The organism is Burkholderia aenigmatica (assembly GCF_048627025.1).
GTDB classification, from domain to species: Bacteria; Pseudomonadota; Gammaproteobacteria; order Burkholderiales; family Burkholderiaceae; genus Burkholderia; species Burkholderia aenigmatica.
Genome location: NZ_CP184469.1, coordinates 2,118,430 through 2,145,311, shown reverse-complemented (window position 1 = coordinate 2,145,311; position 26,882 = coordinate 2,118,430). Strand labels below are relative to the sequence as shown.

The 26,882-nt window shown below is 67.0% G+C and carries 24 protein-coding genes; 16 read left to right on the top strand and 8 right to left on the bottom strand.

From position 1 onward, the window contains the following. The first annotated feature begins 27 nt into the window (after positions 1–27). A complete protein-coding gene (locus ACN8ZM_RS26520) occupies positions 28–2,061 on the top strand; it encodes an FAD-dependent oxidoreductase (protein WP_420211194.1) in 2,034 nt (677 codons plus the stop codon). Between the two features lie 258 nt (positions 2,062–2,319). Here the strand turns inward: ACN8ZM_RS26520 and ACN8ZM_RS26515 are convergent, their stop codons facing one another. Together ACN8ZM_RS26515 and ACN8ZM_RS26510 are read right to left on the bottom strand one after the other, a co-directional pair. Next, positions 2,320–2,724 (bottom strand): DUF2471 family protein, encoded by a 405-nt coding sequence (locus tag ACN8ZM_RS26515; RefSeq protein ID WP_011355927.1) that lies wholly within the window; start codon positions 2,722–2,724, stop codon positions 2,320–2,322. A 163-nt stretch (positions 2,725–2,887) separates the two neighbouring features. Continuing rightward, positions 2,888–3,781: a LysR family transcriptional regulator gene (locus ACN8ZM_RS26510; protein ID WP_420211193.1), complete on the bottom strand. Its 894-nt coding sequence runs from the start codon at positions 3,779–3,781 to the stop codon at positions 2,888–2,890. Between the two features lie 86 nt (positions 3,782–3,867). Here ACN8ZM_RS26510 and ACN8ZM_RS26505 point away from each other — a divergent pair, with 86 nt between their 5' ends. Further along, on the top strand, positions 3,868–4,653 hold the full coding sequence (locus tag ACN8ZM_RS26505; protein ID WP_043177973.1) for an NAD(P)H-dependent oxidoreductase: 786 nt from the start codon (positions 3,868–3,870) through the stop codon (positions 4,651–4,653). 152 nt (positions 4,654–4,805) lie between these two features. Further along, entirely contained in the window at positions 4,806–5,990 is a 1,185-nt protein-coding gene (locus ACN8ZM_RS26500; protein WP_420211192.1) for a hypothetical protein, read from the top strand. Positions 5,991–6,091: 101 nt separating this feature from the next. Here ACN8ZM_RS26500 and catC read toward each other — a convergent pair whose 3' ends face one another. Genes catC through ACN8ZM_RS26485 form a run of 3 tightly spaced genes read right to left on the bottom strand, consistent with a single transcriptional unit; the run spans position 6,092 to position 8,493 of the window. After that, positions 6,092–6,382, bottom strand: a complete 291-nt coding sequence (gene catC / locus ACN8ZM_RS26495) for a muconolactone Delta-isomerase (RefSeq protein WP_011355923.1) — start codon at positions 6,380–6,382, stop codon at positions 6,092–6,094. 43 nt (positions 6,383–6,425) lie between these two features. Continuing rightward, complete coding sequence (catA, locus tag ACN8ZM_RS26490) at positions 6,426–7,328, bottom strand: catechol 1,2-dioxygenase (RefSeq protein ID WP_043177969.1); 903 nt, start codon at positions 7,326–7,328, stop codon at positions 6,426–6,428. 31 nt (positions 7,329–7,359) lie between these two features. After that, entirely contained in the window at positions 7,360–8,493 is a 1,134-nt protein-coding gene (locus ACN8ZM_RS26485) for a muconate/chloromuconate family cycloisomerase (RefSeq protein ID WP_043177967.1), read from the bottom strand. A 91-nt stretch (positions 8,494–8,584) separates the two neighbouring features. Between ACN8ZM_RS26485 and ACN8ZM_RS26480 the strand changes: the two genes are divergently transcribed. Beyond that, the gene (locus tag ACN8ZM_RS26480; protein WP_043177965.1) at positions 8,585–9,475 is read left to right on the top strand and encodes a LysR family transcriptional regulator; all 891 of its coding nucleotides are present in this window, start codon (positions 8,585–8,587) and stop codon (positions 9,473–9,475) included. A 146-nt stretch (positions 9,476–9,621) separates the two neighbouring features. Here ACN8ZM_RS26480 and andR read toward each other — a convergent pair whose 3' ends face one another. Further along, on the bottom strand, positions 9,622–10,581 hold the full coding sequence (gene andR / locus ACN8ZM_RS26475; RefSeq protein WP_420211191.1) for an anthranilate 1,2-dioxygenase regulatory protein AndR: 960 nt from the start codon (positions 10,579–10,581) through the stop codon (positions 9,622–9,624). 213 nt (positions 10,582–10,794) lie between these two features. On the opposite strand from andR, the gene andAc reads away from it, so the two are divergent. The 5 genes from andAc to ACN8ZM_RS26450 all read left to right on the top strand — a co-directional run bounded on the left by andAc (position 10,795) and on the right by ACN8ZM_RS26450 (position 15,582). Continuing rightward, complete coding sequence (gene andAc, locus ACN8ZM_RS26470; protein WP_043177962.1) at positions 10,795–12,066, top strand: anthranilate 1,2-dioxygenase large subunit AndAc; 1,272 nt, start codon at positions 10,795–10,797, stop codon at positions 12,064–12,066. Positions 12,067–12,080: 14 nt separating this feature from the next. Beyond that, positions 12,081–12,569: an anthranilate 1,2-dioxygenase small subunit AndAd gene (andAd, locus tag ACN8ZM_RS26465; RefSeq protein ID WP_011355917.1), complete on the top strand. Its 489-nt coding sequence runs from the start codon at positions 12,081–12,083 to the stop codon at positions 12,567–12,569. A gap of 20 nt (positions 12,570–12,589) precedes the next feature. Then, the gene (gene andAb, locus ACN8ZM_RS26460) at positions 12,590–12,916 is read left to right on the top strand and encodes an anthranilate 1,2-dioxygenase ferredoxin subunit AndAb (RefSeq protein WP_282511195.1); all 327 of its coding nucleotides are present in this window, start codon (positions 12,590–12,592) and stop codon (positions 12,914–12,916) included. Continuing rightward, entirely contained in the window at positions 12,906–14,126 is a 1,221-nt protein-coding gene (gene andAa, locus ACN8ZM_RS26455; protein WP_420211190.1) for an anthranilate 1,2-dioxygenase system ferredoxin--NAD(+) reductase, read from the top strand. Before andAb ends, andAa begins: the two co-directional genes overlap by 11 nt. 169 nt (positions 14,127–14,295) lie before the next feature. Continuing rightward, complete coding sequence (locus ACN8ZM_RS26450) at positions 14,296–15,582, top strand: DUF445 domain-containing protein (protein WP_420211189.1); 1,287 nt, start codon at positions 14,296–14,298, stop codon at positions 15,580–15,582. A gap of 48 nt (positions 15,583–15,630) precedes the next feature. On the opposite strand, the gene ACN8ZM_RS26445 is transcribed toward ACN8ZM_RS26450, so the two are convergent. Next, the gene (locus ACN8ZM_RS26445) at positions 15,631–15,930 is read right to left on the bottom strand and encodes an addiction module antidote protein (RefSeq protein ID WP_021157290.1); all 300 of its coding nucleotides are present in this window, start codon (positions 15,928–15,930) and stop codon (positions 15,631–15,633) included. Between the two features lie 3 nt (positions 15,931–15,933). After that, the gene (locus ACN8ZM_RS26440) at positions 15,934–16,251 is read right to left on the bottom strand and encodes a type II toxin-antitoxin system RelE/ParE family toxin (RefSeq protein WP_301806174.1); all 318 of its coding nucleotides are present in this window, start codon (positions 16,249–16,251) and stop codon (positions 15,934–15,936) included. 357 nt (positions 16,252–16,608) lie between these two features. Here ACN8ZM_RS26440 and ACN8ZM_RS26435 point away from each other — a divergent pair, with 357 nt between their 5' ends. From ACN8ZM_RS26435 to ACN8ZM_RS26405, 7 genes are all read left to right on the top strand, one after another. Further along, complete coding sequence (locus ACN8ZM_RS26435) at positions 16,609–18,249, top strand: acetolactate synthase large subunit (protein ID WP_043177949.1); 1,641 nt, start codon at positions 16,609–16,611, stop codon at positions 18,247–18,249. A 29-nt stretch (positions 18,250–18,278) separates the two neighbouring features. Continuing rightward, positions 18,279–19,712, top strand: a complete 1,434-nt coding sequence (locus ACN8ZM_RS26430) for an aldehyde dehydrogenase family protein (protein ID WP_205823808.1) — start codon at positions 18,279–18,281, stop codon at positions 19,710–19,712. A gap of 240 nt (positions 19,713–19,952) precedes the next feature. After that, on the top strand, positions 19,953–21,536 hold the full coding sequence (locus ACN8ZM_RS26425) for a Na+/H+ antiporter (protein ID WP_420211188.1): 1,584 nt from the start codon (positions 19,953–19,955) through the stop codon (positions 21,534–21,536). Positions 21,537–22,017: 481 nt separating this feature from the next. After that, positions 22,018–23,151: a hybrid sensor histidine kinase/response regulator gene (locus ACN8ZM_RS26420; RefSeq protein ID WP_043177943.1), complete on the top strand. Its 1,134-nt coding sequence runs from the start codon at positions 22,018–22,020 to the stop codon at positions 23,149–23,151. 123 nt (positions 23,152–23,274) lie between these two features. Beyond that, entirely contained in the window at positions 23,275–24,951 is a 1,677-nt protein-coding gene (locus ACN8ZM_RS26415) for a methyl-accepting chemotaxis protein (RefSeq protein WP_043177940.1), read from the top strand. Next, positions 24,948–25,460, top strand: coding sequence for a chemotaxis protein CheW (locus tag ACN8ZM_RS26410; protein ID WP_043177938.1), 513 nt, complete (start codon positions 24,948–24,950; stop codon positions 25,458–25,460). The genes ACN8ZM_RS26415 and ACN8ZM_RS26410 overlap by 4 nt, the downstream gene beginning before the upstream one ends. Further along, positions 25,457–26,857 carry a CheR family methyltransferase gene (locus tag ACN8ZM_RS26405; protein ID WP_420211187.1) on the top strand — a complete coding sequence of 467 codons (1,401 nt, stop codon included), beginning with the start codon at positions 25,457–25,459 and terminating at the stop codon, positions 26,855–26,857. Before ACN8ZM_RS26410 ends, ACN8ZM_RS26405 begins: the two co-directional genes overlap by 4 nt. The last annotated feature ends 25 nt before the right edge of the window (positions 26,858–26,882 follow it).

Below are 26,882 nucleotides of genomic sequence, written 5' to 3'. Positions count from 1 at the left end.
TCATTGGCACGCATTGGCACGAACATCATGACCACGACCTTTCCCCACCTGCTCGCCCCGCTCGATCTCGGCTTCACGACGCTGAAGAACCGCGTGCTGATGGGCTCGATGCACACGGGCCTCGAGGACAGCCGCAAGACGCTGCCGCGGCTCGCCGAATATTTCGCCGAACGCGCCCGCGGCGGCGTCGGCCTGATCGTGACGGGCGGTTTCGCGCCGAACGTGGCCGGCTGGACCAAGCCGTTCGGCGGCACGCTGATGACGTCGGCCGCCGCGCGGCGGCATCGCCAGATCACGGAGGCCGTGCACGCGGAAGACGGCAAGATCGCGCTGCAGATCCTGCATACGGGCCGCTACGGCTATCACCCGTTCGCGGTCGCGCCGTCGAAGATCAAGTCGCCGATCTCGCCGTTCGCGCCGCACGAACTGAGCGCGGCCGGCGTCGAGCGGCAGATCCGCGCGTTCGTCCGCTGCGCGAAGCTCGCGCGTGAAGCCGGGTATGACGGCGTCGAGATCATGGGCTCCGAGGGCTACCTGATCAACCAGTTCATCTCGATGCACACGAACAAGCGCACCGACCAGTGGGGCGGTTCGTACGAGAACCGCATCCGGCTGCCGATCGAGATCATCGAGCGCACGCGCGAAGCGGTCGGCCGCGATTTCATCCTGATCTACCGGCTGTCGATGCTCGACCTGATTCCGGACGGCAGCGACTGGAGCGAAACCGTGCAGCTCGCGAAGGCCGTCGAGCGCGCGGGCGCAACGATCATCAACACGGGGATCGGCTGGCACGAGGCGCGCGTGCCGACGATCGCGACGTCGGTGCCGCGCGGCGCGTTCGCGTGGGTGACGAAGAAGATGAAGGGCGAGGTCGGCATTCCGCTCGTGACCACCAACCGGATCAACCGTCCCGAAGTGGCCGAGCAGATCCTCGCGGACGGCTGCGCGGACATGGTGTCGATGGCGCGCCCGCTGCTCGCGGATGCGGAGTTCGTGGTCAAGGCCGCGCAGGGCCGCGCCGACGAGATCAATACCTGTATCGGCTGCAACCAGGCGTGTCTCGATCATGCGTTCAAGAACAAGATCGCGTCGTGCCTGCTGAATCCGCGCGCGTGCCACGAGACGGAGCTGAAATACACGCCCGCCGCGCAGCCGAAGCGCATCGCGGTGGTCGGCGCGGGGCCGGCCGGGCTCGCATGCTCGACCGTGCTCGCGCAGCGCGGCCATCAGGTCGACCTGTTCGACGGCGCGGCCGAGATCGGCGGCCAGTTCAACATGGCGAAGCGGATTCCGGGCAAGGAAGAGTTTCACGAAGCGCTGAGTTACTTCGGCCGCCAGGTCGAGCTGACCGGCGTGAATCTGCACCTGAACCGCCGCGTCGACGCGAGCGACCTGATCGCGGGCGGCTACGACGAGATCGTGCTCGCGACCGGCGTCGCGCCGCGCGACCCGAAGATTCCGGGGCAGGACGGGCCGAACGTGCTCAGCTACATCGACGTGCTCGCGGGCAGGCAGCCGGTCGGCCGGCGTGTCGTGGTGGTCGGCGCGGGCGGGATCGGCTTCGATGTCGCCGAGTATCTGGTGCAGGAGGGTGAATCGCCGGCGCTCGATCTGGACGAGTGGAAGGCCGAGTGGGGCGTGACCGACCCGGCCGCGACGCGTGGCGGTGTGACGCGTGCGCAGGTGACGGCGCCGGCGCGCGACGTGACGCTGCTGCAGCGCAAGGCCGCGCCGCTCGGCAAGGGGCTCGGCAAGACGACCGGCTGGATTCACCGCGCGACGCTGAAGATGAAGCAGGTGAAGATGATCGGCGGCGTGAACTATGAACTGATCGACGCGCGCGGGCTGCACGTGTCGTACGGCGAGCAGCGTACCGATCACGAGCTGATCGAGGCCGACACGATCGTGCTCTGCACGGGGCAGGAGCCGCAGCGCGCACTGCTCGCGCCGCTGCAGGCGGCCGGGCGCTCGGTGCACCTGATCGGCGGCGCGGAACTGGCCGCCGAACTCGACGCGAAGCGCGCGATCGATCAGGGCTCACGGCTTGCGGCGCGGTTGTAACGGGTGGTTGCTGCGGCGTTCGTGACGATGTTCGTCGCTTGACGGCGCGACGAACCACAATTTGCCATCTGATCCGCTGATCCGCTGATCCGCTGATCCGCTGATCCGCTGATCCGCCGATCCGCCGATCCGCCGGTCCGCCGGTCCGCCGATACGCCGATACGCGCGCGCATGTGGTCAATGTAGCGGGTGTCCCGCGCCACCACGCAACGTGGCGGCACGATCCCGGCAAGCGCGAGCGGCCGGCGTCGGCGCCGTTCAGGCCGCTTCGGCCCGTTCTTCCTCTTCCGCGTCGAGCATCGCCTTGACGATCAGATAGATGGCCGGCAGGTCGTCATCGTCGCGGCGCCAATCGACCGGTTCCTCGACGTCCGCGGCGACCAGGCGGCTGTCGCGCAGCCGGATGAACGCGTCGACGACGGCCGGCTCGTTGCGGTTCAGGAAGCCGGCATTCGAGAATGCCAGCTCTTCGACGTTCAGCAGCGCCTGCCAGCTCATCGTGCGGACGGCCGCAGGATGGGTGCGGCGCCGCAGGCCGAGCGCCCGCTGCGCGGGGCCGCCGGCGACACGCTGCAGATCGACGACCGCCCGCTGCGCGGCGCGTTCGAAGTGGACGGGGTTGAAGCCGGGTTGCTCGGGATCGAATGCGGATGCCTGGAACATGGTCGCCTCACAAAGGTCCGTCCGTCTGTGATGACGGAATTCGGGTCAAATGGTGCAAAAGCACTGTAAATATATACAGTGTTTGGCGCGGTTTCAAGCCCCGGATGAAGGATTTTGTGCGATGGCCATCGAAGCGGGCGGCCGCACCGGGCAGGCGAACGTTCTACACCGCTGCCGCGATCGTCTCCCGCAACCACCGGTGGGCCGGATCGCGATGCACGCGTTCGTGCCACAGCATCGACATTTCGTAGCCAGGCACGTCGACGGGCGCTTCCACGACCCGCAACGCGGGCACGTTGCGCACCAGCCGCTCGGGCACCATCGCGACGAGATCGGTGCTGGCGACGGCCGACATCACGAACAGGAAGTGCGGCACCGACAGCACGACGCGCCGCGTGGCGCCCACCTTCGCGAGCGCTTCGTCCGTCACGCCGAAGAAGCCGGCGCCGTCGGGCGACGTGATCACGTGCTCGAGCGTACTGAACTGCGCGAGCGTGGGGCGCCGCTTCAGCTTCGGGTGACCGGCGCGGCCGATGAGCACGTAACGCTCGACGAACAGCGGCAGCCGCCGCATGCCGGCCGGTGATTCGTCGGTCGTGTGAAAGGCGAGGTCGATGCCGTTTCGTTCGGTATCCTGTTCGATTCTCGGCGGGACGAGCTCGACGATCGCGAGCCGCGTACCGGGCGCGGTCGAACGCAGCGCGTTCAGCGCGGGCAGGACGATCGTCGATTCGCCGTAGTCGGTCGCCGCCACGCGCCACGTGTTCTGCGCGGTGGCGGGATCGAACGGCGTGGCGGGGATCACCGCGCGTTCGATCGCTTCGATGGCGTCCCGCAACGGCTCGCGCAGCGCCTCCGCGCGCGCGGTCGGCCGCATCCCGCGCGGCCCCGGCAGCAGCAGTGGATCGCCGAACAGGTCGCGCAGCTTCTGCAACTGCACGCTCACCGACGGCTGCGACATGTTCAGCTTCTCGGCCGTGCGCGTGACGTTGTGCTCGGCGAGCAGCACGTCCAGCGTGACGAGCAGATTGAGATCGAGTCGCCTGAGATTATTCATGGCTATACCTGCAATATCAGGAATTCATTTCAAATATACCTTCGGTCACGGCATCCTGCAGTCATTCAATCAACGGAGTACCGAACATGAATGTGCTGATCGTCTATGCCCATCCCGAACCGCGTTCGCTGACCGGCTCGTTGCGCGACTTCACCGTCGAGCATCTCGAAGCGGCCGGCCATACGGTGCAGGTGAGCGACCTGTATGCGATGAACTGGAAGGCGGCCTTCGACGCGGACGACATGACCGGGCGTGAGCCGGACGCGCGTTTCGATCCGTCGAACGACTCGAAGCACGCGTTCGCAACCGGCACGCAGCGCGACGACATCGTGCGCGAGCAGGACAAGCTGAGGTGGGCCGATGCGGTGATCCTGCAGTTCCCGCTGTGGTGGTTCTCGATGCCGGCGATCATGAAGGGCTGGTTCGAGCGCGTGTATGCGTGCGGCTTTGCCTACGGGGTGGGCGAGCATTCCGACACGCATTGGGGCAATCGTTATGGCGAGGGTTCGTTCGTCGGCAAGCGCGCGATGGTGATCGTCACGGCAGGCGGGTGGCAGTCGCATTACAGCCCGCGTGGCATCAACGGACCGATCGACGACGTGCTGTTCCCGATCCAGCACGGGATGCTGTATTACCCGGGCTTCTCCGTGCTGCCGCCGTTCGTGATCTACCGCTCGGGGAAGATGAACGAAGCACGCTTCGACGAAACGCGTGCAGCGCTCGGCCAGCGTCTGGATGAGCTTTGGACCACGCAGCCGATCCCGTTCCGGCGCCAGAACATGGGCGATTACGAGATTCCGGCGTTGACGCTGAAGGACGAGATCGCACCGGGGAAGGTGGGGTATGCGGCGCATCTGACGCACGAGGCTTGATGTCGGATGGCGGGCCCGCGCGCACACGCGACGCGCGGGCATATCGACACATGCGCTCGAATCAAGTAGTTTCCGGGGATCGACGCGATTCGTCTGCACAATGGGCCGGCGTGGCCCGCGCAGCGAATCGGTCTCGACGGAGAACTACAACCATGTCTTTCGAACAACCGGGCCAGGCAGAACCGATCGATGACCCGCGCGCGCCGCTGCTGATCGCACTCGAAGCCGGCGGCTATCTGACGGAGGAGCAGGCGGCACGCGTCACCCAGCGTCTGCGGGACGCACCGGCCGCGCTTCCCGATACCGATTCCGTGCGCGTCATGCTCGACTGGCTGATCGCCGAGGGCTACACGACGGCGGACGCCGAGGCGAAAGCGACGCATGAGCTGCTGGATGGCCACTATGCGACCGGCAACGCGAAACTCATCCTGCTGACGGTGCTGGAGGAGATCGATCCGCCGCGGTTCGAACAGCGTCGGAACGAAACGGTCGCATCGATGCAGCGCGAGCAAAAGAAGAAGCAGATGCTGATCGGCTTCGGCGGCCTGGCTGCCGCGCTCGCGGTGGGCGCCTACCTGTTGTGGCCCGCATCGGCGCCCGCGTGCGGCGCGTCGAGCACCACCAAGGCGCTGAATTCGCTGTTGTTCGACGCGCGCAGGGACATGATGCTCAAGAACCCGATGCAGATGCTCGACCAGGGCAGCAAGTCGTTTCCGCACGTCAGCAACCCGCGTGAAGTCGGCTACGACGAGGCGAATCGCGCGCGCGGCTGCCTGGTGGACGTGAGTATCGCCGACGAGCAAGCGACGATCGGCTATGTGGTCCGGCACGACGACAAGGACAAGAGCGCCTTTGTCGTGCAGATGTTCCCGCCAGAGTACGTGACGGTTCGCTACAGTGCGCAGGGCCTCAATCCGAAGCTCGGCGCACCGCTCGGCCGCGACGTCATCAGCACGGCTTTCATGGCGGGCGTCGCGCAATTCGACAAGGCGGTGTCGGCGCGCATGCCGAGCTACGGCAAGCCGATGTTCGGCGACGACAAGCCGACGACGCTGACGAGCAACGTGCTGGGCGTCATGCCGGCCGCCGATTGCCGGCAGATCGACGGCGACCACGTGTCGTGTCCGCTGCTGATCGATTATCGCGACCGGCTGCTCGGCGCGATCGGCGCGCCGTCGATGCTGCAGTTGAAGGGCGATTTCACGTTCGTCAAGGACGGTAGCGGCTGGAAAACCACCGACGATTTCGACAAGACGCTGATGGAGGCGATCGTCGCGCGACGCATCGCGAAGGTGTACGGCGATGAAGCCGCCGACAAGATGGAGGCGCAGAAGTAAGCCGCGCGGCAACCCGATTCACCGCTGCGGATGACGCAATGAAACGGGCGGCCTGCGAGGCAATCGCAGGCCGCCCGTATCGTCAGTGCTCGACCGCCTGCTTAGCGATCGTCTTCCCGTACCGAAGACGGATGCCGGCACAGCGCCCGCACTTCCATTTCCATATACGGGAACAGCGGCAGCTGGCTCAGCAGGTCATGCAGTTGCTGCACGCTTTCGACGTCGAAGATGCTGACGTTCGCATACTGCCCGGCGATCCGCCACAGATGCCGCCAGGTTCCTTCGTTCATCAACCGCTGGCACATCGCCTTTTCTTCCGCCTTCAGCGTGGCCGCCTTGACCGGATCCATGTCCGTCGGCAGACGGACGGTCATTTCCACATGAAACAGCATCCTGCACTCCTTGCGTTATCGGTTCGTCGAATCGGAAGGCCGCTCACGCCTGCGCGCGGGCCCGCTCGACTTCGCTGCCCGGCACGTCCTGCTTTTCCTTGAGCAGCGAGAAATCGAAGTCGATCAGCGCGAACTGCCCGTCGACGCCATACGGCTTGCCTTCCGCGCCTTCGGCCTGCTTCACCGGCGGGATCAACCCGTCGCGCGTCGCGAAGGCGAAGTCGTCCCACAGATGCGGATCGCCATCGATGTTGATCTGCGTCGTCAGCTTACGATAACCGTCCGCCGAAACGAAGAAGTGAATGTGCGCCGGACGATGGCCGTGGCGGCCGAGCTGGTCGAGCAGTTGCTCGGTCTTGCTGCCCGGCGGCACGCTGTAGCCGACCGGCAGCACGCTGCGGAAGCTGTAGCGGCCATCGGCATCGGTGCGGATCGAGCGACGCAGGTTGAACGCGGGCTGCGACTGATCGAAGTACGAGTAGTTGCCGAGATGGTTCGCGTGCCACACCTCGACCAGCGCGTTCGCGAGCGGCGCACCGTCCTGGCCGAGCACCTGGCCGCGCATGATGAGCGTCTGGCCCGGATCGGTGCCGTCGTCCAGACGTGCATGGCCGACCGATTCCGGCGCACCGGCGACGTACAGCGGCCCTTCGATCGTGCGCGGCGTGCCGCCCTGGATGCCGGCCTTTTCCTCGGCTTCGTCCATGCGCACGTCGAGGAAGCGCTCGAGGCCGAGGCCCGCGGCGATCAGCCCGAATTCGCGGCCGGCTTCGTTCAGGTAGTTCAGCGCCGTCCAGAATTCGCTCGGCTGCACGTCGAAGTCCTCGATCGTGTAGCAGATGTCCTGCACGATCCGGTTGACGATCGCACGCACGCGCGGGTTGCCCGGCTTTTCTGCGGCGTCGTCGAAGGTCTTCAGCAGTGCGTCGATGGCTTGCTTGTTCATCTGTGTCTCCGGTTTCGGTTGTCGTGTGGGGTCAGCGGGCGTCGCGTCGCATCCGTTCGATGCGGGCCCAGTCGAAGGTGATGCCGAGGCCGGGCGCTGCCGGCAGGTGCAGCTTGAAATCCTCGTAACGCAGCGGCTCGACGAGGATTTCCTCGGTGAGCAGCAGCGGGCCGAACAGTTCGGTGCCCCATTTCAGCGAGTCGAACGTGCTGAACAGTTGCGCGGACGCCATCGTGCCGGCCGCGCCTTCGAGCATCGTGCCGCCGTACAGTTCGATGCCGGCCGCCGCCGCGATCGACGCGACGCTCGCCGCGCCCTGCAGGCCGCCCGATTGCGCGATCTTCACCGCGAACACGTCGGCCGCGCGGTCCTGCGCGAGCGCGAACGCATCGACGGGGCCGTGCAGCGCCTCGTCGGCCATGATCGGCACCTGCGCGAGTTGCGTGAGGCGTTTCAGCCCCGCACGGTTGGTCGCGGCGATCGGCTGCTCGACGAGGCTCACGCCGGCTTCCGCAAGCCGTGCGCCGGCCCAGATCGCGTCGGTTTCGCTCCATGCCTGGTTCACGTCGACGCGCACGTCGCCCCGCTCGCCGAGCGCGCGCTTGATCGCGATCACGTGCGCGACGTCGTCGGCCACGGCGTTCGAGCCGATCTTCAGCTTGAACGCGCGGTGGCGACGGGCGTCGAGCATCGCTTCGGCTTCCGCGATGTCGCGCTGCGTGTCGCCGCTCGCCAGCGTCCATGCGACGTCCACCGCATCGGTCCGGCGGCCGCCGAACAGCTCGGACAGCGGCACGCCGAGGCGGCGCGCCTGCGCGTCGAACAGCGCGGTCTCGATCGCGCATTTTGCGAAGCGGTTGCCCTGGAACAGCTTGCGGGCGCGCGCCAGCGCGGCGCCCGGACGCGTCGCGTCCATGCCCTGCAGCAGCGGTGCGAAGTAGGTGTCGATGTTGACCTTGATGCTTTCGGGGCTCTCCTCGCCATACGCGAGACCGCCGATGGTCGTCGCCTCGCCGACGCCTTCGATACCGTCCGTGCATCGAACACGCACCAGCACGAGGGTCTGGCAATTCATCGTGGCGACCGACAATTTGTGGGGCCGAATCGTTGGCACGTCGACGAGCAGCGTCTCGATGCGTTCGATGGTGGCGGCAGTTGCTATCATGCGATTCCTCCTGTTGGTGCACATGGTAGGAATTCCCGCCCCGCGTCGTCCAACACTCTTTCCGACTACTTCCATACCTTTGAGGCATGAAATGGAATTGCGTCAGCTCCGCTACTTCATCGCCGTCGCCGAGGAAATGAACATCACGCGGGCGGCCGAGCGGCTGCACATGACGCAGCCGCCGCTGAGCCGCCAGCTTCAGGCGATCGAGGACGAGATCGGGTTGCCGCTGTTCGAGCGCGGTGCGCGGCCGCTGAAACTGACGGATGCGGGGCGCGTGTTCTATGCGCAGGCGAAGCGCCTCGTCGACCAGGCCGACGAGCTCGGCCCGCTGACGCGGCGGCTCGCGCAGCTGTCGGAGCGGATCGTGATCGGCTTCGTGCCTTCGACGCTGTACGGCGCGCTGCCGGACGTGATCCGCGCGTTTCGCGAGGCGCAGCCGGACGTCGAGCTGTCGCTGATCGAAATGTTCACGCTCGAACAGCTCGGCGCGTTGAAGGGCGGGCGGATCGACGTGGGGTTCGGCCGGCTGCGGTTCGACGACGATCAACTGGTGCGCGAGGCGCTGATCGAGGAAAAGCTGATCGCGGCGCTGCCGGTCGGGCATCCGCTCGCCGATCCGGCCCGGCCGCTGACGCTCGCGGATATCGCGAACGAGACGCTGATCGTCTATCCGAGCACGCCGCGGCCGAGCTTTGCCGATCAGCAGCTGTCCGCGCTGCGCGACGGCGCGCTGGTGCCGACGGCCGTTCACGAGGTGCGCGAGCTGCAGACGGCGCTCGGGCTCGTGGCCGCGCAGGTCGGCGTGTCGCTGGTGCCGGAGAGTGTGGAGGGGGTGCGGGTGAAGGGCGTGGTCTACCGGCGGTTGCCGGAGCCGGCCGCGACGTCGCCGATCATCATGAGCCGCCGGCTGCACGGCGAAAGCGCCGCCACGGCGGCGTTTTGCGCGATTGCGCGGGAGATGATCGTGCCGGTGGCGTAACGATCGCTATTGTTTTCGCAGATCGCAACTAACGGTCTGTCTCGGCAGGCGCAGGCAAAGGCGGGGAGGGCGTCGCGGTTTCAGGTCGTGCCGTGCAACGTCCCGACCGGCCAGGCAAGCCGCCGGGCGCGCGAGCATAGGCGGCGCTAGCGCTTCCCGTCGAGCGTTTCCGACGGCGATTCCCCGAACTTTTCCCGATACGCGATCGCGAACCGCCCAAGGTGCGTAAACCCGCAATCGAGCGCGACATCGGCGATCCGCCGGTCGGACACCGCGCCGCGCAGCAGCTCGCGTGCATGGTCGAGCCGGGTCGCGCGCAGGTATTGCATCGGGCTCATCCCGCGGAACTGCAGGAACGCGTCGCGCAGCGTCCGTTCCGGCACGTTGGCGGCCTGGACGATATCGGCGAGTTGCAGCGGCTGCGTGTAGTGCGCGTTCACGAATTCCTGCGCGCGCCGGACGAAACCCGGCGCCGGGTCGCGGTGCGACGCCTGCAGCACGGACGGCGGGTGGCCTTCGATCAGCAGGTCGATCAGCAGGTGTTCGAGCTGCGATGCGACGCGCGGGTTCGCGTTCGCGCGTTCGAGCAGTTCAGGTGAGCGTGCGACCAGCATCAGTTGCTGGCGCCATGCGGCGAGCGCGGCGTCGCTGACATGCAGCACCGGATCGAGCGTCGCGCGCGGGTCGCCCGTCAGCGAGCCGACGGTCGCCGCGTCGATGCGCAGCACGAACTGCTCGCAATCGGCGGACAGCACCGCGTCGAAGCGCTCGCCGGGGGCGCACAGCACGCCCGTCTGGCCGTCGACGCCGAGTTGCCGGCCCATCGCGCGCACCTCGGCCTGGCCGGACAGGCAGAACATCAGCAGGTAATAGCCGTCGACCGCGTCGACCTGCACGCGCATCGCGTCGCCGAACGCGATCGTGCCGATCCCGAGCCCGCCCAGCTTGACGAAATCCATGTGCGACGCACCATGCGTGCGGCCGCTCGGCAGCAGCGCATGCGGCTGCATCACGCGCGAGATCCGCTCGCGCGTCTCGTCGAGATCGCGGGATTCGAACAGCCGGTGCGCGCGCAGCGCGAGCGGCTCGAACGACGTTGGGGACATGGGCCTCAGCCTTGGTATGGGCGACGTGCGCTTCGATCCGATCAATGGGTCGCGATCGTGCGCCGGGTCGTGTGTGCCGTCATGCTAGCGCAGAAATCCGCCGAAAGTGGATATTGCACCGCCGCAATCGCACTTTCCGGATAGACGGCGAATATTAGCTTTTCAAAAATCGGCTCCATGCATTCAACGAAACGGATCGACCAGGAGTCCGACATGGAGCAGACAGAATCCCCCGTCGTTTTCGCCGCGCGCGGCGACGCGTCCGACGTGACCTTTCCGCACGACGACGGCTCGCGCGTGCCGTACAAGGTGTTCAGTTCGCGCGCGGTCTACGATCGCGAACAGGAACGCATCTTCCGCGGCCCGACGTGGAACTTCGTCGCGCTGGAAGCGGAAATTCCGAACGCCGGCGACTTCAAGAGCACGTTCGTCGGCGATACGCCGGTGGTCGTCACGCGTACCGAGGACGGCACGCTTTCCGCGTGGGTGAACCGCTGCGCGCACCGCGGCGCGCAGGTGTGCCGCAAGTCGCGCGGCAACGCGAGCTCGCATACGTGCGTCTATCACCAGTGGAGCTTCGACAACTCGGGCAACCTGCTCGGCGTGCCGTTCCGGCGCGGCCAGAAGGGGATGTCCGGGATGCCGGCCGACTTCGACCCGAAGCAGCACGGGCTGCGCAAGCTGCGCGTCGACAGCTATCGCGGGCTCGTGTTCGCCACCTTCAGCGACGACGTGATGCCGCTGCCCGAGTATCTCGGCGAGCAGATGCGCCCGTGGATCGACCGGATCTTCCACAAGCCGATCGAGTATCTCGGCTGTACGCGCCAGTATTCGAAGTCGAACTGGAAGCTGTACATGGAGAACGTGAAGGATCCGTATCACGCGAGCATGCTGCACCTGTTCCATACGACCTTCAACATCTTCCGCGTGGGGATGAAGGCGCGCTCGATTCCGGATGCGAACCACGGGCTGCACAGCATCATCACGGTGACGAAGACCGGTGACGACACGTCGGCCGCGTACAAGCAGCAGAACATCCGTTCGTTCGACGAAGGCTTCCATCTGGAGGACGAATCGATCCTCGATCTCGTGTCGGAATACGACGAGGACTGCACGAATCATATCCAGCCGATCTTCCCGCAGCTCGTGATCCAGCAGATTCACAACACGCTGGTCGCACGCCAGATCCTGCCGAAAGGCCCCGACAACTTCGAACTGATCTTCCACTTCTTCGGCTACGCGGACGATACACCCGAGCTGCGCGCGCTGCGCATCAAGCAGGCGAACCTCGTCGGGCCGGCCGGCTATATCTCGATGGAGGACACGGAGGCGACCGAGCTCGTGCAGCGCGGCACGGTGCGCGACGGCGACGCGACGTCGGTGATCGAGATGTCGCGCGGCAATCCGGACCAGCAGGACACGGTGATCACCGAAAGCCTGATCCGCAAGTTCTGGGTCGGCTACCAGAAGCTGATGGGCTATTGACGCGGGAGCGCGGAATGATGGAAAACCTGACGGAAGACATGAAGACGTGGTTCGAGATTTACATGCTCCAGAACCGCTATATCGGGCACCTCGACAACAACCGGCTCGAAGCATGGCCGACGATGTTCACCGAGGACTGCACGTACGAAATCGTGCCGAAGGAAAACGCCGACCTCGGGCTGCCGGTCGGGATCGTCCACTGCACGAACCAGCGGATGCTGCGCGACCGCGTGGTGTCGCTGCGGCACGCGAACATCTACGAAGAGCATACGTACCGGCACATGACGTCGGGCCTGACGATCGTGGCGGAACGTGACGGCGAGATCGACACGGAAAGCAACTACGTCGTCGTGCAGACGCGCAGCAACGGCGAGTCGAACGTGTACCAGGCCGGCAAGTACTACGACACGGTCGTGCGCACGCCGGACGGGCTGCGCTACAAGACCAAGCGGGTGATCTACGACACGTCGCGCGTGCAGACGCTGCTCGCCACCCCGATCTGATACGGATGCAAGGAACAGACATGACCGAAGCAACGCTCGCCGAGTGGCATCCGCTTGGCGCTTTCGACGAATTCTCCGAAGACGAACCGGCGGCGCGGGTCGCCGGCCAGAAGCCGATCGCCGTGTTCCGGATCGGCGACGAACTGTTCGCGATGCACGACCTCTGCACGCACGGCCATGCGCGGCTGTCCGAAGGCTATGTGGAGGATGGCTGCGTCGAATGCCCGCTGCACCAGGGGCTGATCGACATCCGCACCGGCGCGCCGAAATGCGCGCCGATCACCGAACCGGTGCGGACCTATCCGATCCGGATCGTCGACGGGCAGGTGGAAGTCAATGTCGACTGATCCGTTCGTGATCGTCGGCGCCGGCCACGCGGCGCGGCGCACGGCCGAAGCGCTGCGCGAACGCGACGCCGCGGCGCGCATCGTGATGATCGGCGCGGAACGCGAGCTGCCGTACGACCGGCCCGCGTTGTCGAAGGATGCGCTGCTGAGCGATGGCGGCGAGCAGCGTGCGTTCGTGCGCGATGCCGCGTGGTATGACGCGCAGCGTATCGAGCTGCGGCTCGGCACGCGTGTCGATGCGATCGAGCGGGAGGCGCAGCGCGTGCGGCTCGACGACGGCGCAACGCTGCCCTATGCGCGGCTCGTGCTCGCGACGGGCTCGCGGGTGCGCACGTTCGGCGGGGCGATCGACGAAGGCGTCAAGCCGCATTACGTCCGTACCGTCGACGATGCGCGTGCGTTGCGCGCGCAGCTTTCGCCGGGCCGCCGCGTGGCGGTGCTCGGCGGCGGTTTCATCGGTCTCGAGGTCGCCGCCGCGGCGCGTCAGCTCGGTTGCGACGTGACGGTGATCGATCCGGCGCCGCGCTTGCTGCAGCGTGCGTTGCCGGAGGTGGTCGGCGCGTACGCGCATCGGTTGCACGATGCACGCGGCGTGCTCTTTCAGATGGCGACGCTGCCGCGCGCGATCCGTCGCGCACCGGGCGGCGGCGCGATCGTCGAGACCGATCGTGGCGACGTGCCGGCTGACCTCGTCGTGGTCGGCATCGGTGTGGTGCCCAATGCCGAGCTGGCACAGGCGGCGGGGCTCGAGGTCGACAACGGGATCCGCGTCGACGCGGGCTGCCGCACGGTCGATCCGGCGATCTTTGCGGCCGGCGAGGTGACGATGCACTTCAATCCGCTGCTCGGGCGTCACGTGCGGATCGAATCGTGGCAGGTCGCCGAAAACCAGCCGGCCGTCGCGGCCGCGAACCTGCTCGGTGCCGACGAGACTTATGCCGAGTTGCCGTGGCTGTGGTCCGATCAGTACGACTGCAACCTGCAGATGCTCGGGCTGTTCGGCAGCGAACGCACGATCGCCGTGCGCGGCGATCCCGCGAACGGGCCGTTCACGGTGTTCGGGCTGGGCGATGACGGCAGGATCGTCGCGGTGGCCGCGGCGAACCTGGGGCGCGACATCGGTGCATCGCGCCGGCTGATCGCGGCGGGGGCGGTGCCGGACCCGGTGAAGCTCGCCGATCCGGCCGTGAACCTGAAGACGTTTCTGTAGCACGCGCATGGTGATCCGGCCCGGCTGGCGGTGACGACGCCGGCCGGCATCGTGCGCGCCCCGCCGGTTCGTTCCGGCGGGTTGCGGCCGGAGCGATGCGCGTCGCAATGTTTGTCGGCAACACCGCAACCGGTGCATATTAGCGGCATCGTTCGCCCGACCGTTGCCCATGACGCCAGACAAAGCCCTCGAACTGAAACGCAGCAAGCGCCGTGCGCTATGGCTGCTGCTGGCCGCCGTCGCGGTGTTCGTCACGACGATCCTGCTGCCGCGCGGCCCGTGGGTCGACGGCATCAAGGCCGTGGCCGAAGCCGCGATGGTCGGCGCGCTCGCCGACTGGTTCGCGGTGGTCGCGCTGTTCCGTCGCGTGCCGATCCCGTTCGTGTCGCGCCATACCGAGATCATTCCGAAGAACAAGGACAAGATCGCCGACAACCTCGCGGTGTTCGTGCGCGAGAAGTTCCTCGGCCCCGACGCGCTTGCCGCGCAGATCCGCCAGCACGATCCCGCGCAGAAACTCGGTGCGTGGCTCGGCGAGCCGGCGAACACCGAGGCGCTCGGCGGCTATGTGACGAAGCTGATGAGCTTCGCGCTCGACATGACCGACGACGCACGGATCCAGTCGTTCGTGCACGACGCGTTTCGCGCGGTGATCGACCGGGTCGACCTGTCGCAATCGGCCGGCGCGGTCCTCGACACGCTGACGAAGGACGGCCGCCACCAGGCGCTGCTCGACGACGCGATCGAGCAGGTGGTCGATGTGCTCGACAAGGAGGAGAACCGCGAGGTGATCGCCGGCTTCATCGTCGAATGGCTGAAGACGCAGTACCCGAAGGTCGAGAAGATCATGCCGACGCAGTGGTTCGGCGAGAACGGCGCGCGGATGCTGGCGAACGCGGTGAGCCGCGTGCTGGAAGGCGTGGCGGCCGACCCCGAGCACGAACTGCGGCAGCGCTTCGACCGGACGGTCGTGCGGCTGACCGAGCGGTTGAAGCACGATCCCGCGTTCATCGCGAAGGGCGAGGAGATCAAGCACTATATCCGCGACGGCGCTGCGTTCAACGAGTACGTGCGCGACTTGTGGGATCAGTTGCGCGCGTGGCTGAAGGCCGATCTCGCGCGCCCCGATTCGGCGCTGCACCGGCAGGCCGCGACGCTCGGCGGCTGGCTCGGCGCGCGGCTGGCGGAGAGCCCGGCATTGCGCGCGTCGCTGAACGAGCACGTCGAGAAGGCGGTGCACGAGATGGCGCCGGATTTCGCGGATTTCCTGATGCGTCACATTCGCGACACGGTGCGCAACTGGGATGCGCGCGAGATGTCGCGGCAGATCGAGCTGAATATCGGCAAGGATCTGCAATACATCCGCATCAACGGCACGCTGGTCGGCGGGCTGATCGGGCTCGGGCTGTATCTGGTGTCGCTGGTGCCGCGCTGGGCGGCCGGCTGGCTGCACTGACGCGGCCACGGGTATCGCGCGGCGGGCGCGCCGGGCCGCGCCCGCGCATCATGCGTGCGCTTTTGCGCCGTGCAGTTGCAGGCCGAGCGCCTTGATGACCTTCAGGATCGTGCCGAAGCTCGGGTTGCCGTCGTGCGACAGCGCCTTGTACAGCCCCTCGCGCGACAGGCCCGCATCGCGGGCGACCTGCGACATGCCGCGTGCGCGCGCGATCACGCCGAGCGCGTGCGCGATGAAGGCCGGATCGTCGCCGGCTTCCTGCAGGCACGCTTCGAAGTAGTCGGCCATGTCGTCTTCGGTTTTCAGGTGGTCGGCCGAATCCCACGGCCGGGTGCTGATCTTGTCCATCGATTACTCCATGTCGAGATGCGCGAGCATCGCGTGGGCGGCGCGGATGTCGGCCTGTTGCGTCGATTTATCGCCGCCGCAGAGCAGGACGACCCAGATCGTTCCGCGCCGGACGTAGTAGACGCGATAGCCGGGGCCGTGGTCGATCCGCATCTCGACGACCGGCGAGCCGGCGGACTTCCAGTCGCCCGGATTGCCCATCGAGAGGCGGTCGATGCGTGCCTGGATGCGGCGCTTCGCGACGCGATCCGGCAGGCCGGCAAACCAGGCGTCGAAGACGTCGGTGGTCCGGATGCTGAACGTAGGCGCACTGTAGGGCATGGATTGAAGTGTGTCAACCATGGTTCACATGTCTGATCGGTTGATTGCGTTGCCGCTACAGTAGGGCCACGCGCTGTGTTTGCGTGCTAAATGGCCGTTTGGCCGAAGTCGGGATCTTCCGAATCCGTCTACAATCAAAAACGTCTTTGCCGCCCGTGCGCGCCTGCCGCGCGCGGGCGGATCCGTTTGTCCTCCGGTATCCGGAGGCGCCGCCGCGCAGCGCGTGTTGCGCGGCGGGCAGTGCCGTGGTTTGTGTCCAGTAGGTAAAGCGTCCGCGTGCCGTAGGCCGGCGCGCGTTCTGAACGTGAACGCTGCGTGTCCGTAGGCCGGGCAGGCGGCATCAACCGAGAGTCCCCCATGAAAGCATCGGATCTGTTCGTGAAGGCGCTGGAAGCCGAAGGCGTCGAGTACGTGTTCGGCATTCCCGGCGAAGAAAACCTCGATCTGCTCGAATCGCTGCGGCGATCGAAGATCAAGCTCGTGCTGACCCGGCACGAGCAGGCGGCCGGGTTCATGGCCGCCACCTACGGCCGCCTGACGGGCCGCACCGGCGTGTGTATCGCCACGCTCGGGCCTGGCGCGACCAACTTCGTGACGGCCGCCGCCTATGCGCAACTCGGCGGCATGCCGATGCTGATGATCACCGGGCAGAAGCCGATCAAGTCCAGCAAGCAGGGCCACTTCCAGATCGTCGACGTGGTCGACATGATGCAGCCGCTCACGAAGTTCACGCGGCAGATCGTGTCGATCGGCAACATCCCGTCGGCCATACGCGAGGCGTTCCGCCGCGCGGAGGAAGAGCGCCCGGGCGCCGCGCACCTCGAGCTGCCGGAAGACATCGCGCACGAGGAGGGTGACGGCAAGCCGATTCCGCGCAGCTACAGCCGCCGGCCGGTGGCCGAGGAGAAGGCGGTCGCGCATGCGGTCGACGCGATCCAGGCCGCGCGCCATCCGCTGCTGATGATCGGCGCGGGCGGCAACCGCAAGACCACGTGCAAGATGCTGCTCGAATTCGTCGACAAGACGGGCATCCCGTTCTTCACGACGCAGATGGGCAAGGGCGTGATCGACGAGACGCACCCGCTGTGGCTCGGCAACGCGACGCTGTCCGACGGCGATTTCGTGCACCGCGCGATCGAGCAGGCGGACTGCATCATCAACGTCGGCCACGACGTGATCGAGAAGCCGCCGTTCTTCATGCGTACCGACGACAAGACCGTGATCCACGTGAACTTCCTCGGCGCGCAGGTCGACCCCGTCTACTTTCCGCAGATCGAGGTGGTCGGCGACATCGCGAACGCGGTGTGGCAGATGAAAGAGGCGCTCGCGCCGCAGCCGCACTGGGATTTCGCGCGCTTCGCGATGATCAAGGAGCATTTCGACGCCCATCTGGAGAAGGGCCAGCACGATCCGCGCTTCCCGATGTACCCGGTGCGGATCGTCAACGATCTGTACAACGCATTGCCGCTCGACGGCATCGTCTGTCTCGACAACGGGATGTACAAGATCTGGTTCGCGCGCTACTGGCGCGCGCACGAGCCGAATTCGCTGCTGCTCGACAACGCGCTCGCGTCGATGGGCGCCGGCCTGCCGTCGGCGATCGCGACCAAGATCGTGCATCCGCAGCGCAAGGTGATCGCCGTGTGCGGCGACGGCGGCTTCATGATGAATTCGCAGGAGCTCGAAACGGCCGTGCGGCTGAAGCTCGACATCGTCGTGATGATCCTGCGCGACGACGCGTTCGGGATGATCCGCTGGAAGCAGGAGAACATGAACTTCCCCGATTTCGCGATGACGCTGCAGAACCCCGATTTCGTGTCGTATGCGCAAAGCTACGGCGCGCACGGGCATCGTGTCGAATCGGCCGACGATCTCGAGCCGCTGCTGCGCGAGTGTTTCTCGTCGCCGGGCGTGCACGTGATCGACGTGCCGATCGACTACTCGGACAACGAGCGCGTGCTGAACCGCGAAATCAAGCGCCTGTCGGCGCAACTCTGAATGTCCCGTTCACAGGAAGGAGTCGTTCCATGTTGAAGGAAACCTATCCGTACTACCTCGCCAACGAAGCCGTCTACGCGAACACCGATCTGGACGTGACGGACAAGTTCAGCGGCAAGGTCGCGACACGCGTCGCGCTGGCCGACGCGAAGGCCATCGACGCGGCGATCGGCGCGGCGGTCGAGGCCGCGAAGCCGATGCGCGAGCTGCCGGCCTACAAGCGGCAGGCCGTGCTCGACCATTGCGTCGCGCGCTTTCGTGAGCGCTTCGACGAGCTGGCCGAGGCGCTGTGCATCGAGGCCGGCAAGCCGATCAACGATTCGAAGGGCGAAGTGACGCGTCTGATCGACACGTTCCGCGTGGCGTCCGAAGAATCGGTGCGCATCGACGGCGAAATCATCAACCTCGAGATCTCCGCGCGTGCGCAGGGCTATACGGGCTACACGAAGCGCGTGCCGGTCGGCCCGTGCTCGTTCATCTCGCCGTTCAACTTTCCGCTGAACCTCGCCGCGCACAAGGTCGCGCCCGCGCTCGCGGCCGGTTGTCCGTTCGTGCTGAAGCCCGCGAGCCGCACGCCGATCGGCGCGCTGATCATCGGCGAGGTGCTCGCGGAAACCGATCTGCCGAAGGGCGCGTTCTCGGTGCTGCCCGCGCATCGCGACGGCGCCGACCTGTTCACGACCGACGAGCGTTTCAAGCTGCTGTCGTTCACGGGTTCGCCGGCCGTCGGCTGGGCGCTGAAGGAGAAGGCCGGCAAGAAGAAAGTCGTGCTGGAGCTCGGCGGCAACGCGGCCGCGATCGTCGATGCGGACCAGCGTGACCAGCTCGACTACGTGGTCGAGCGTCTGGCGTTCGGCGCGTACTACCAGTCGGGCCAGAGCTGTATCGGTGTGCAGCGGATCCTCGTGCATGCCGATCTTTACGACGCGCTGCGCGAGAAGCTGATCGCGAAGACGCGTTCGCTGAAAATGGGCGATCCGAAGGATCCGTCGACGTTCGTCGGCCCGATGATCTCCGAATCCGAATCGCGCCGGCTGTCGGGCTGGATGGACGCAGCCGTCGCGGCGGGCGCGAAGATCGTCGCGGGCGGCAAGGTCGACGGCGCGATGTTCGAGGCGACGCTGCTGGAAAACGTCGGGCATGAGCAGGACCTGTACCGGAAGGAGGCGTTCGGCCCCGTTGCGATCCTCGAGAAGTTCGACCGGTTCGACGATGCGCTCGCGCGCGTGAACGACAGCGATTTCGGGCTGCAGGCCGGCGTGTTCACCGATTCGCTGACGCACGCACAGCGCGCGTGGGACGAGCTGGAGGTCGGCGGCGTCGTGATCAACGACGTGCCATCGTTCCGCGTCGACAACATGCCCTATGGCGGCGTGAAGGATTCAGGCCTCGGCCGCGAAGGGATCCGTTACGCGATCGAGGACATGACCGAGCCGCGGCTGATGGTCGTGCGGCGCCGGTAACGCGCGGGCAGCAGCAGGGTGCCGCGACGGCACGCGGGCGGGCGATCGGGCCGGCCCGCGTGCCGTTTTTCATGGCGGCGCGCGTATCGGGCCGGCACCGGGCGTGCGCCGTGCCCGCGCTGCGTGGTCGCCAGCCCGACCGCGCTCGACTGCGGGCCTCGCCTCGTGATGTAATCGCGCGAAACTGCCGACCGGGGTACGACGCCGGAAAGCGCAATTCATTCTTCACGAGGTCGATTCATGTCTCCCGTCTCGGCATTCAAGCTGGTTTTGTTGTCATTCCTTGCGATCGTCGCGCTCGAATGCATCGCCAAGCGGCTGCGGCTGCCGCTCGCGGCCGCGCTGCTGATCGGCGGCATCGGCATCGCGTTCATCCCCGGCCTGCCGCCGATCAATCTCGATCCCGAACTGGTGCTGCTGGTGTTCCTGCCGCCATTGCTGATGGATGGTGCGTATTTCTCGGTGTGGGAAGAGTTCAAGCGCAATGTCGGCGGCATCCTGCTGCTCGCGATCGGCGCGGTCGTGTTCACGACGTTCGCAGTCGGCTTCGCCGTGCACTGGGTGGCGCCGTCGCTGCCGTGGGCCGCGTGCTTCGCGCTCGGTGCGATCGTGTCGCCGCCCGACGCCGTTGCAGCGAAGGCCGTGCTGGAACGCGTCGCGCTGCCGCGCCGGCTGATGGTGCTGCTCGAAGGCGAGAGCCTGCTGAACGATGCGGCCGGCCTCGTGCTGTTCCGCTTCGCGGTCGCGGCCGCGCTCACCGGCGCGTTCAGCCTCGAGCACGCGGTCGTGCGCTTCGCGGAGCTCGGGCTCGGCGGCGTGGCGATCGGCTTCGCGGTCGGCAAGCTCGTCGTGTGGTTCCTGAAGCAGCTCGACGACGACTACCTCGTGATCACCGTCGCGGTGATCGCCGGCTGGATCGCCTATATCGCGGGCGAAATGGTCGAGGTGTCCGGCGTGATCGCCACCGTCACGGCCGGCATGATCGTCGGCTGGCATCAGCACGAGGTGTTCTCGGCGGCCGTGCGCACGCGCGGCACCGCATTCTGGCAGGTCATCGTGTTCCTGCTCGAAGCGATGGTGTTCGTGCTGATCGGGCTGTCGCTGCGCGGCGCGATCCACCGGCTCGGCGGCTTCGAGCAGGTGCTCGCCACGATGGTGCCGCCGATGCTCGCGGTGCTGGCGGCGGTGATCGTGTCGCGTTTCGTGTGGATCTACGCGGTCGAGGCATTGAAGTGGCCGGTGCGCGGGATCGCGCGGCGCGGCGAAGCGCCCGACTGGAAGGCCGCGACGATCATGAGCTGGGCCGGGATGCGCGGCGTCGTCACGCTGGCGATCGCGCTGTCGCTGCCCGAGGCGATGCCCGGCCGCGACGTGATCCTGGTCGCGTCGTTCGCGGTGATCCTCGTCACCGTGCTGCTGCAGGGCACGACGATCGGGCCGTTGATCCGGCTGCTGCGCCTGCCGGAGCGTGAAGAGCGCGAGGCACATCACCTGACCGAGCCGCAGACGTGGGCGTACGTCGAGGCTGCCCAGCTCGCGGCGATCCAGCCGCTCGTGCGCGACGAAAACGGGGTCGTGATTCATCCGCGCCTGCTCGAGCAGTACACGTATCGCGCGGAACTGACCGAGCGGGCGAAGGACGAGCCCGCGTTTCCGGCAGAAGTGCGTACCGCGCACTACGACGTCGTGCTGGCCGCGATCCGGGCCGGGCGCGCGGAATTGTTGCGCCTGCACCGTTCGGGGCACATCCACGACGAGATGCTGCACGCGCTCGAACGCGACCTCGATCTGCAGGAAGTGTCCGCGCAGCACGCGCGCGGGTAAGGCCGCACACCGCCGTCATACCGCCGTCGCGTGGCCGGCTCCGGCCGGCGCGACGCGCGCGGGCCGATCGTTGCCCGGCGCGCAATTTTTTCTTCCGCCTGCGCGCCGATTCGGCGCTTTTTCATCCGGCCCCCAATGCGACGGGCAGCCGGCCTTGCAGCGCATGCAAACCTTATGGCACTGGTCTCGCAAACGTTATCGTCTTTCGGATCCGGAAATGATCTGATTTAACTGTTTCCGGCTCCTTCGTCATATTTGGCAAAACTAAACCGGAAGGAGATAGATGCTGTGTTCTAATTTCATTTAGAATCAGCCGGTTATGTTTATTGAGAGAAAGGATGCGGAGGTAATGCGGCCGTCAACGGGGAGAAATCGGCGTCCGAAGCCCCGCTAGGCAGTGCCGACAGGCCAAATCGGCGGAATCGGGCGGGATTTTCAACCGCTGAAATAAGATAGCGTCCAAGCCGGATAAACAACTCCTATGAAAGAATCGATTGGAGAATCGGCGTTTGAAACTGTATTTATGAAAGAATCGAGCGGTGATAATGCCTCGGATTGTCTTGAATCGGGGTTATCGGTCCTTCTCGTCGACGATCAACCGTTCGTCGGCGAGGTGATCCGCCGCGCGCTGCGCAGCGAACACGACATCGACCTGCACGTGTGCACTGACGCGCACCGGGCGATGGCGGTCGCGCGCGACGTGAAGCCGACGGTCATCCTGCAGGATCTCGTGATGCCGGAGATCGACGGCCTCGATCTCGTCCGCGCGTGGCGCGCGGATGCCGGCACCGCACGCGTGCCGATCATCGTGCTGTCCGCGAAGGAGGAGCCGATCGTCAAGCGCGAGGCGTTCATTGCCGGTGCGAACGACTATCTGGTGAAGCTCCCCGACGCGATGGAGCTGGCCGCCCGGATCCGCTATCACTCGAATTCGTACCTGATGTCGCGGCAGCGCGACGAGGCGCTCGATTTCCTGTCGCACGACATGCGTTCGCCGCAGACCTCGATCCTTGCGCTGCTCGACGTCTACCGGGCCGAGCACGGCGACATGCCGGCGATCATGGAGCGCATCGCCGGCCATGCGCGGCGCGCGCTCGCACTGGCCGACGGCTTCATCCACCTGACCCGCGCGCAGTCCGAGCGCCGCGCGCACGAGGTCGTGAGTCTCAACGAGATCGTGCTCGACGCCGTCGACCAGCTGTGGGAGAAGGCGGCCGGGCTCGGCAGCCGGGTCGCCGCGCAGGTGCCCGATACCGAGTGCGTGACGATGGGCGACCGCATGATGCTCACGCGCGCGGTCGCGAACCTGATCGACAACGGGCTGAAGTACGGCCCGGCCGGCACGGACGTGCACTGCACGCTGGGCGGCGAGGATGGTGCCTGGCTGATCGGCGTCGAGGATACCGGCGCCGGGATCGCACCGGAGCAGCGCACGGCCGCGACCGAGTCGTTCGTGCAGCTCGAATCCGTGCATGGCGCGGCGCGCAGCGGCTTCGGCCTCGGGCTCGCGTTCGTCCGCGCGACGGCGGCGCGGCATCGCGGCCAGATCCTGATGCGCAATACGGCGCGCGGCTTCATGGTCGCGCTTCGGCTGCCGGCGCAAGCGGAGCGGTGATTTCGCGGCGCGGCCTGCCGGCGCCGCGCTGCCCGCAGACCCCGATGCGCTCGTGGCGCGCCGTCCGGCGCACAGGCGGGCGCGAATTTTTTCAACGCTGATTTTAGAAAGCCCATAACGAACATGGCCACCGTGACGCCCCGCGCGACCAATGAAAGCCTGCATCCGACGATCGGCGCTGCCCGGCTGACGCTCGGCAATCGCATCCTGCTCAGCTTCGGCGTGCTGTTCGTGCTGATGCTGGTGACAGCCGGCGTGTCGTACGAGCGACTGCGCGCGATCAATACCGAAGCCATCAGCATCGAGCGCGACTCGCTGCCCGGCGTCTACCTCGCGTCGACGCTGCGCGGTTCGGTCAACGAATCGTTCACGCTGCTGCAGCAGGCGACCTTCGTCGACACCGAGCCCGAAACCGTGCAACGCGATCTCGCGAAGATCTCCGACGCGCTGAAGGACATCGAGTCGCTGACCGCCGACTATCAGAGCACGACGTTCCGCGACGACGACCGGCAGCGCTTCGCGGCGTTCCGCGGCGCGTACGACCACTACGTGCCGCTGCTGAACGAAGCCGTGCAGAAGAGCCGCGTGTCGCGCGAGGAGGCCGTCGCCGCGTACGCGAAAACGCTGCCCGCGTGGACCGAGGTCGTGCGCAACGCGAACGTGCTGGTGCAGGAAAACCGCAAGTTCGCCGAGCAATCCGCGAAGCTGATCCGCGAATCCGTGCAGGATACCGAGGTCGTGCTCGCGGTCTCGGTGACGTTCGTGCTGCTGTCCGCGCTCGCGCTCGGCTACGTGCTGTACCGTTCGGTGACCGTACCGATGGCGCGGCTCGTCGAGGTGCACGACGTGATGCGCACCGGCAACCTGACGCGCCGCCTCGACCTGCGCCGCCGCGACGAATTCGGCACGCTCGAGACGGGCTTCAACCGGATGGCCGACGAGCTGACCGAGCTCGTCGCACGCGCCCAGCAGTCGTCGCTGCAGGTTACGACGTCGGTGGCCGAGATCGCGGCGACGTCGCGCGAGCAGCAGGCAACCGCGAACGAAACCGCAGCGACGACGACCGAGATCGGCGCGACCTCGCGCGAGATCTTCGCGACGTCGCGCGACCTGCTGCGCACGATGAACGAGGTGGCCGGCGTGGCCGAGCAGTCGGCGACGCTCGCGGGCGTGAGCCAGAGCGGGCTCACGCGGATGGGCGAGACGATGCGCAGCGTGATGGACGCGGCCGGTTCGGTGAACGCGAAGCTCGCGATCCTCAACGAGAAGGCGCTGAACATCAACCAGGTGGTCGCGACGATCACCAAGGTGGCCGACCAGACCAACCTGCTGTCGCTGAACGCGGCGATCGAGGCCGAGAAGGCCGGCGAGTACGGCCGCGGCTTCGCGGTCGTCGCGACCGAGATCCGCCGCCTTGCCGACCAGACGGCAGTGGCGACCTACGACATCGAGCAGACGGTGAAGGAAATCCAGTCGGCGGTGTCGGCGGGCGTGATGGGGATGGACAAGTTCTCCGAGGAAGTGCGCCGCGGCATGCTCGACGTGCAGCAGGTCGGCGGGCAGCTGTCGCAGATCATTGCCGAGGTGCAGACGCTCGCGCCGCGCTTCCAGATGGTCAACGAAGGGATGCAGACGCAGGCGAACGGCGCCGAGCAGATCACGCAGGCGCTGTCGCAACTGTCGGAGGCCGCGCAGCAGACGGCCGAGTCGCTGCGCCAGTCGTCGCAGGCGATCGACGACCTGACGCTCGTCGCGAACCAGTTGCGTACCAGCGTGTCGCGTTTCAAGGTCGACGCGTGACGCGCGCCGACACGCAGAACGGCGCCCACGCGCTGTTCCTGATGTTCGAGCTCGACGGCGAACGCTATGCGCTCGACGCGGCCGGCATCGACGAGGTGCTGCCGCTCGCGGTCACGAAGGCCGTGCCCGGCGCACCCGACTGGATCGCCGGGCTGCTGATGCGCGGCGGCCAGCCGGTGCCGGTGATCGACGTGCCGATGCTGGCGCTCGGGCGCCGCGCGCATGCATTGCGTTCGACGCGGCTCGTGATGGTTCGCTACCGCGCGGACGAGGCCGGCGGCGAGCGCACGATCGGGCTGATCGTCGAGCGCGCGACGCAGACGATGCGGATCGACCGCGCCGCGTTTCGCACGAGCGGCATCTCGACCGCGCGCACGCGCTGGCTCGGGCCGGTCGCGAACACGCCCGACGGCGTCGTGCAACAGGTGTCGGTATCCGACCTGATCGACGACGTCGCGCGCCTGTATCTGTTCGACGGCCTGCCGGGCCACGGGGGAGAGTCTGCATGAAAGAGTCCGAATCGCGATTTCGCGGCTGGCTGCTGCGCGAGACCGGCATCGACCCCGATTCGCTCGGTAACGATTTCCTGAGCCGCGCGCTGACGGAACGTGTGCATGCGCTGCAGGCGGACGGCGAGCGCCTGCCGTCGGCCGCGCGGCCGCCCGTGACGCAGGACGCGCTCGATGCCTACTGGCAGCAGCTCAACGCGTCGGCCGACGAGCGGCGCGCGCTGATCGAGCTGTTCGTCGTGCCCGAGACCTGGTTCTTCCGCGACCGCGAGGCGTTCGCGACGCTCGCGCGGCTCGCGGCGGAGCGGCTCGCCGCGCTGCCCGGCCGCGTGATCCGCGTGCTGAGCGCGCCGTGCTCGACGGGCGAGGAGCCGTATTCGGCGGCGATGGCGCTGCTCGACGCGGGGCTCGACCCGGCCAGCTTCACGATCGACGCGATCGACCTCAGCGCGCGCGCGATCGAGCAGGCGCGGCTCGGCTGCTACGGGCGCAATGCGTTCCGCGGCACCGCGACGGAATTTCGCGCGCGGCACTTCACGCCGACCCGCGATGGCTGGCTGCTCGACGAGCGCGTGCGCGCGTGCGTGCAGTTCAGTCAGGCGAACCTCGTCGAACCGGCCGTCGATACCGGCATTCGCTACGATTTCGTGTTCTGCCGCAACGTGCTGATCTACTTCGATCGCGACGCGCAGGATCGCGTGATCCGCTCGCTCGACGCGCGTCTTGCTGGCGACGGCATGCTGTTCGTCGGGCCGGCCGAAACGGGTGTCGCGATGCGGCACGGGATGCGCTCGGCGCGCGTGCCGCTGGCATTCGCGTTCCATCGCGAGCCCGCCGGCGCGACGGCCGACGCCTGCGCGGCCCGCCCGGTGGCGTCGTTGTCGGCGGCGGCGTCGAATCGGCGCACGGAGCGCTTCACGGTCGCGCCGCTCGCGGCGGCGCGCTCGGTGCTGGCGGTCGCGCCGCCGCCCTGGCTCGGCGGCGCACGCCAGCCGTTCGCGGCGCCGCAGCCGGCCATGCACGCGGCCGCGTTCGACACACGGGCCGACCTGCCAGTGGCCGTGGCCGAACCGGCTGTACCGGTCGCCGAAAGCGCCGCGCCGACGCTGGAAGAGGCGCAGGCGCTGGCGAATGCCGGCGCGTTCGACGAGGCCGAGCGCGTGCTCGCGCAGTTCTCGGCGCGCGTCGGGCCGCATGCCGATGCGTTCTACCTGAACGGGCTGATCGCGGATGCGCGCGGACGCGCCGCGGAAGCCGGCGACTTCTACCGGAAGGCGCTGTACCTGCGGCCCACGCACCACGAAGCGCTGACCCATCTTGCGACGCTGCTCGACGTCGGCGGCGATCGCGCGGGCGCGCAATGGCTGCTCGAGCGCGCACGGCGCTCGGCCGGCTGACGACACCAAGGTTGGGGACCGATAT

Coding starts and splice junctions, on each gene's coding strand:
- ACN8ZM_RS26520 (WP_420211194.1), top strand. CDS start 28: ATGACCACGACCTTTCCCCACCTGCTCGCCCCGCTCGATCTCGGCTTC.
- ACN8ZM_RS26515 (WP_011355927.1), bottom strand. CDS start 2,724: ATGTTCCAGGCATCCGCATTCGATCCCGAGCAACCCGGCTTCAACCCC.
- ACN8ZM_RS26510 (WP_420211193.1), bottom strand. CDS start 3,781: ATGAATAATCTCAGGCGACTCGATCTCAATCTGCTCGTCACGCTGGAC.
- ACN8ZM_RS26505 (WP_043177973.1), top strand. CDS start 3,868: ATGAATGTGCTGATCGTCTATGCCCATCCCGAACCGCGTTCGCTGACC.
- ACN8ZM_RS26500 (WP_420211192.1), top strand. CDS start 4,806: ATGTCTTTCGAACAACCGGGCCAGGCAGAACCGATCGATGACCCGCGC.
- catC (WP_011355923.1), bottom strand. CDS start 6,382: ATGCTGTTTCATGTGGAAATGACCGTCCGTCTGCCGACGGACATGGAT.
- catA (WP_043177969.1), bottom strand. CDS start 7,328: ATGAACAAGCAAGCCATCGACGCACTGCTGAAGACCTTCGACGACGCC.
- ACN8ZM_RS26485 (WP_043177967.1), bottom strand. CDS start 8,493: ATGATAGCAACTGCCGCCACCATCGAACGCATCGAGACGCTGCTCGTC.
- ACN8ZM_RS26480 (WP_043177965.1), top strand. CDS start 8,585: ATGGAATTGCGTCAGCTCCGCTACTTCATCGCCGTCGCCGAGGAAATG.
- andR (WP_420211191.1), bottom strand. CDS start 10,581: ATGTCCCCAACGTCGTTCGAGCCGCTCGCGCTGCGCGCGCACCGGCTG.
- andAc (WP_043177962.1), top strand. CDS start 10,795: ATGGAGCAGACAGAATCCCCCGTCGTTTTCGCCGCGCGCGGCGACGCG.
- andAd (WP_011355917.1), top strand. CDS start 12,081: ATGATGGAAAACCTGACGGAAGACATGAAGACGTGGTTCGAGATTTAC.
- andAb (WP_282511195.1), top strand. CDS start 12,590: ATGACCGAAGCAACGCTCGCCGAGTGGCATCCGCTTGGCGCTTTCGAC.
- andAa (WP_420211190.1), top strand. CDS start 12,906: ATGTCGACTGATCCGTTCGTGATCGTCGGCGCCGGCCACGCGGCGCGG.
- ACN8ZM_RS26450 (WP_420211189.1), top strand. CDS start 14,296: ATGACGCCAGACAAAGCCCTCGAACTGAAACGCAGCAAGCGCCGTGCG.
- ACN8ZM_RS26445 (WP_021157290.1), bottom strand. CDS start 15,930: ATGGACAAGATCAGCACCCGGCCGTGGGATTCGGCCGACCACCTGAAA.
- ACN8ZM_RS26440 (WP_301806174.1), bottom strand. CDS start 16,251: ATGCCCTACAGTGCGCCTACGTTCAGCATCCGGACCACCGACGTCTTC.
- ACN8ZM_RS26435 (WP_043177949.1), top strand. CDS start 16,609: ATGAAAGCATCGGATCTGTTCGTGAAGGCGCTGGAAGCCGAAGGCGTC.
- ACN8ZM_RS26430 (WP_205823808.1), top strand. CDS start 18,279: ATGTTGAAGGAAACCTATCCGTACTACCTCGCCAACGAAGCCGTCTAC.
- ACN8ZM_RS26425 (WP_420211188.1), top strand. CDS start 19,953: ATGTCTCCCGTCTCGGCATTCAAGCTGGTTTTGTTGTCATTCCTTGCG.
- ACN8ZM_RS26420 (WP_043177943.1), top strand. CDS start 22,018: ATGAAAGAATCGATTGGAGAATCGGCGTTTGAAACTGTATTTATGAAA.
- ACN8ZM_RS26415 (WP_043177940.1), top strand. CDS start 23,275: ATGGCCACCGTGACGCCCCGCGCGACCAATGAAAGCCTGCATCCGACG.
- ACN8ZM_RS26405 (WP_420211187.1), top strand. CDS start 25,457: ATGAAAGAGTCCGAATCGCGATTTCGCGGCTGGCTGCTGCGCGAGACC.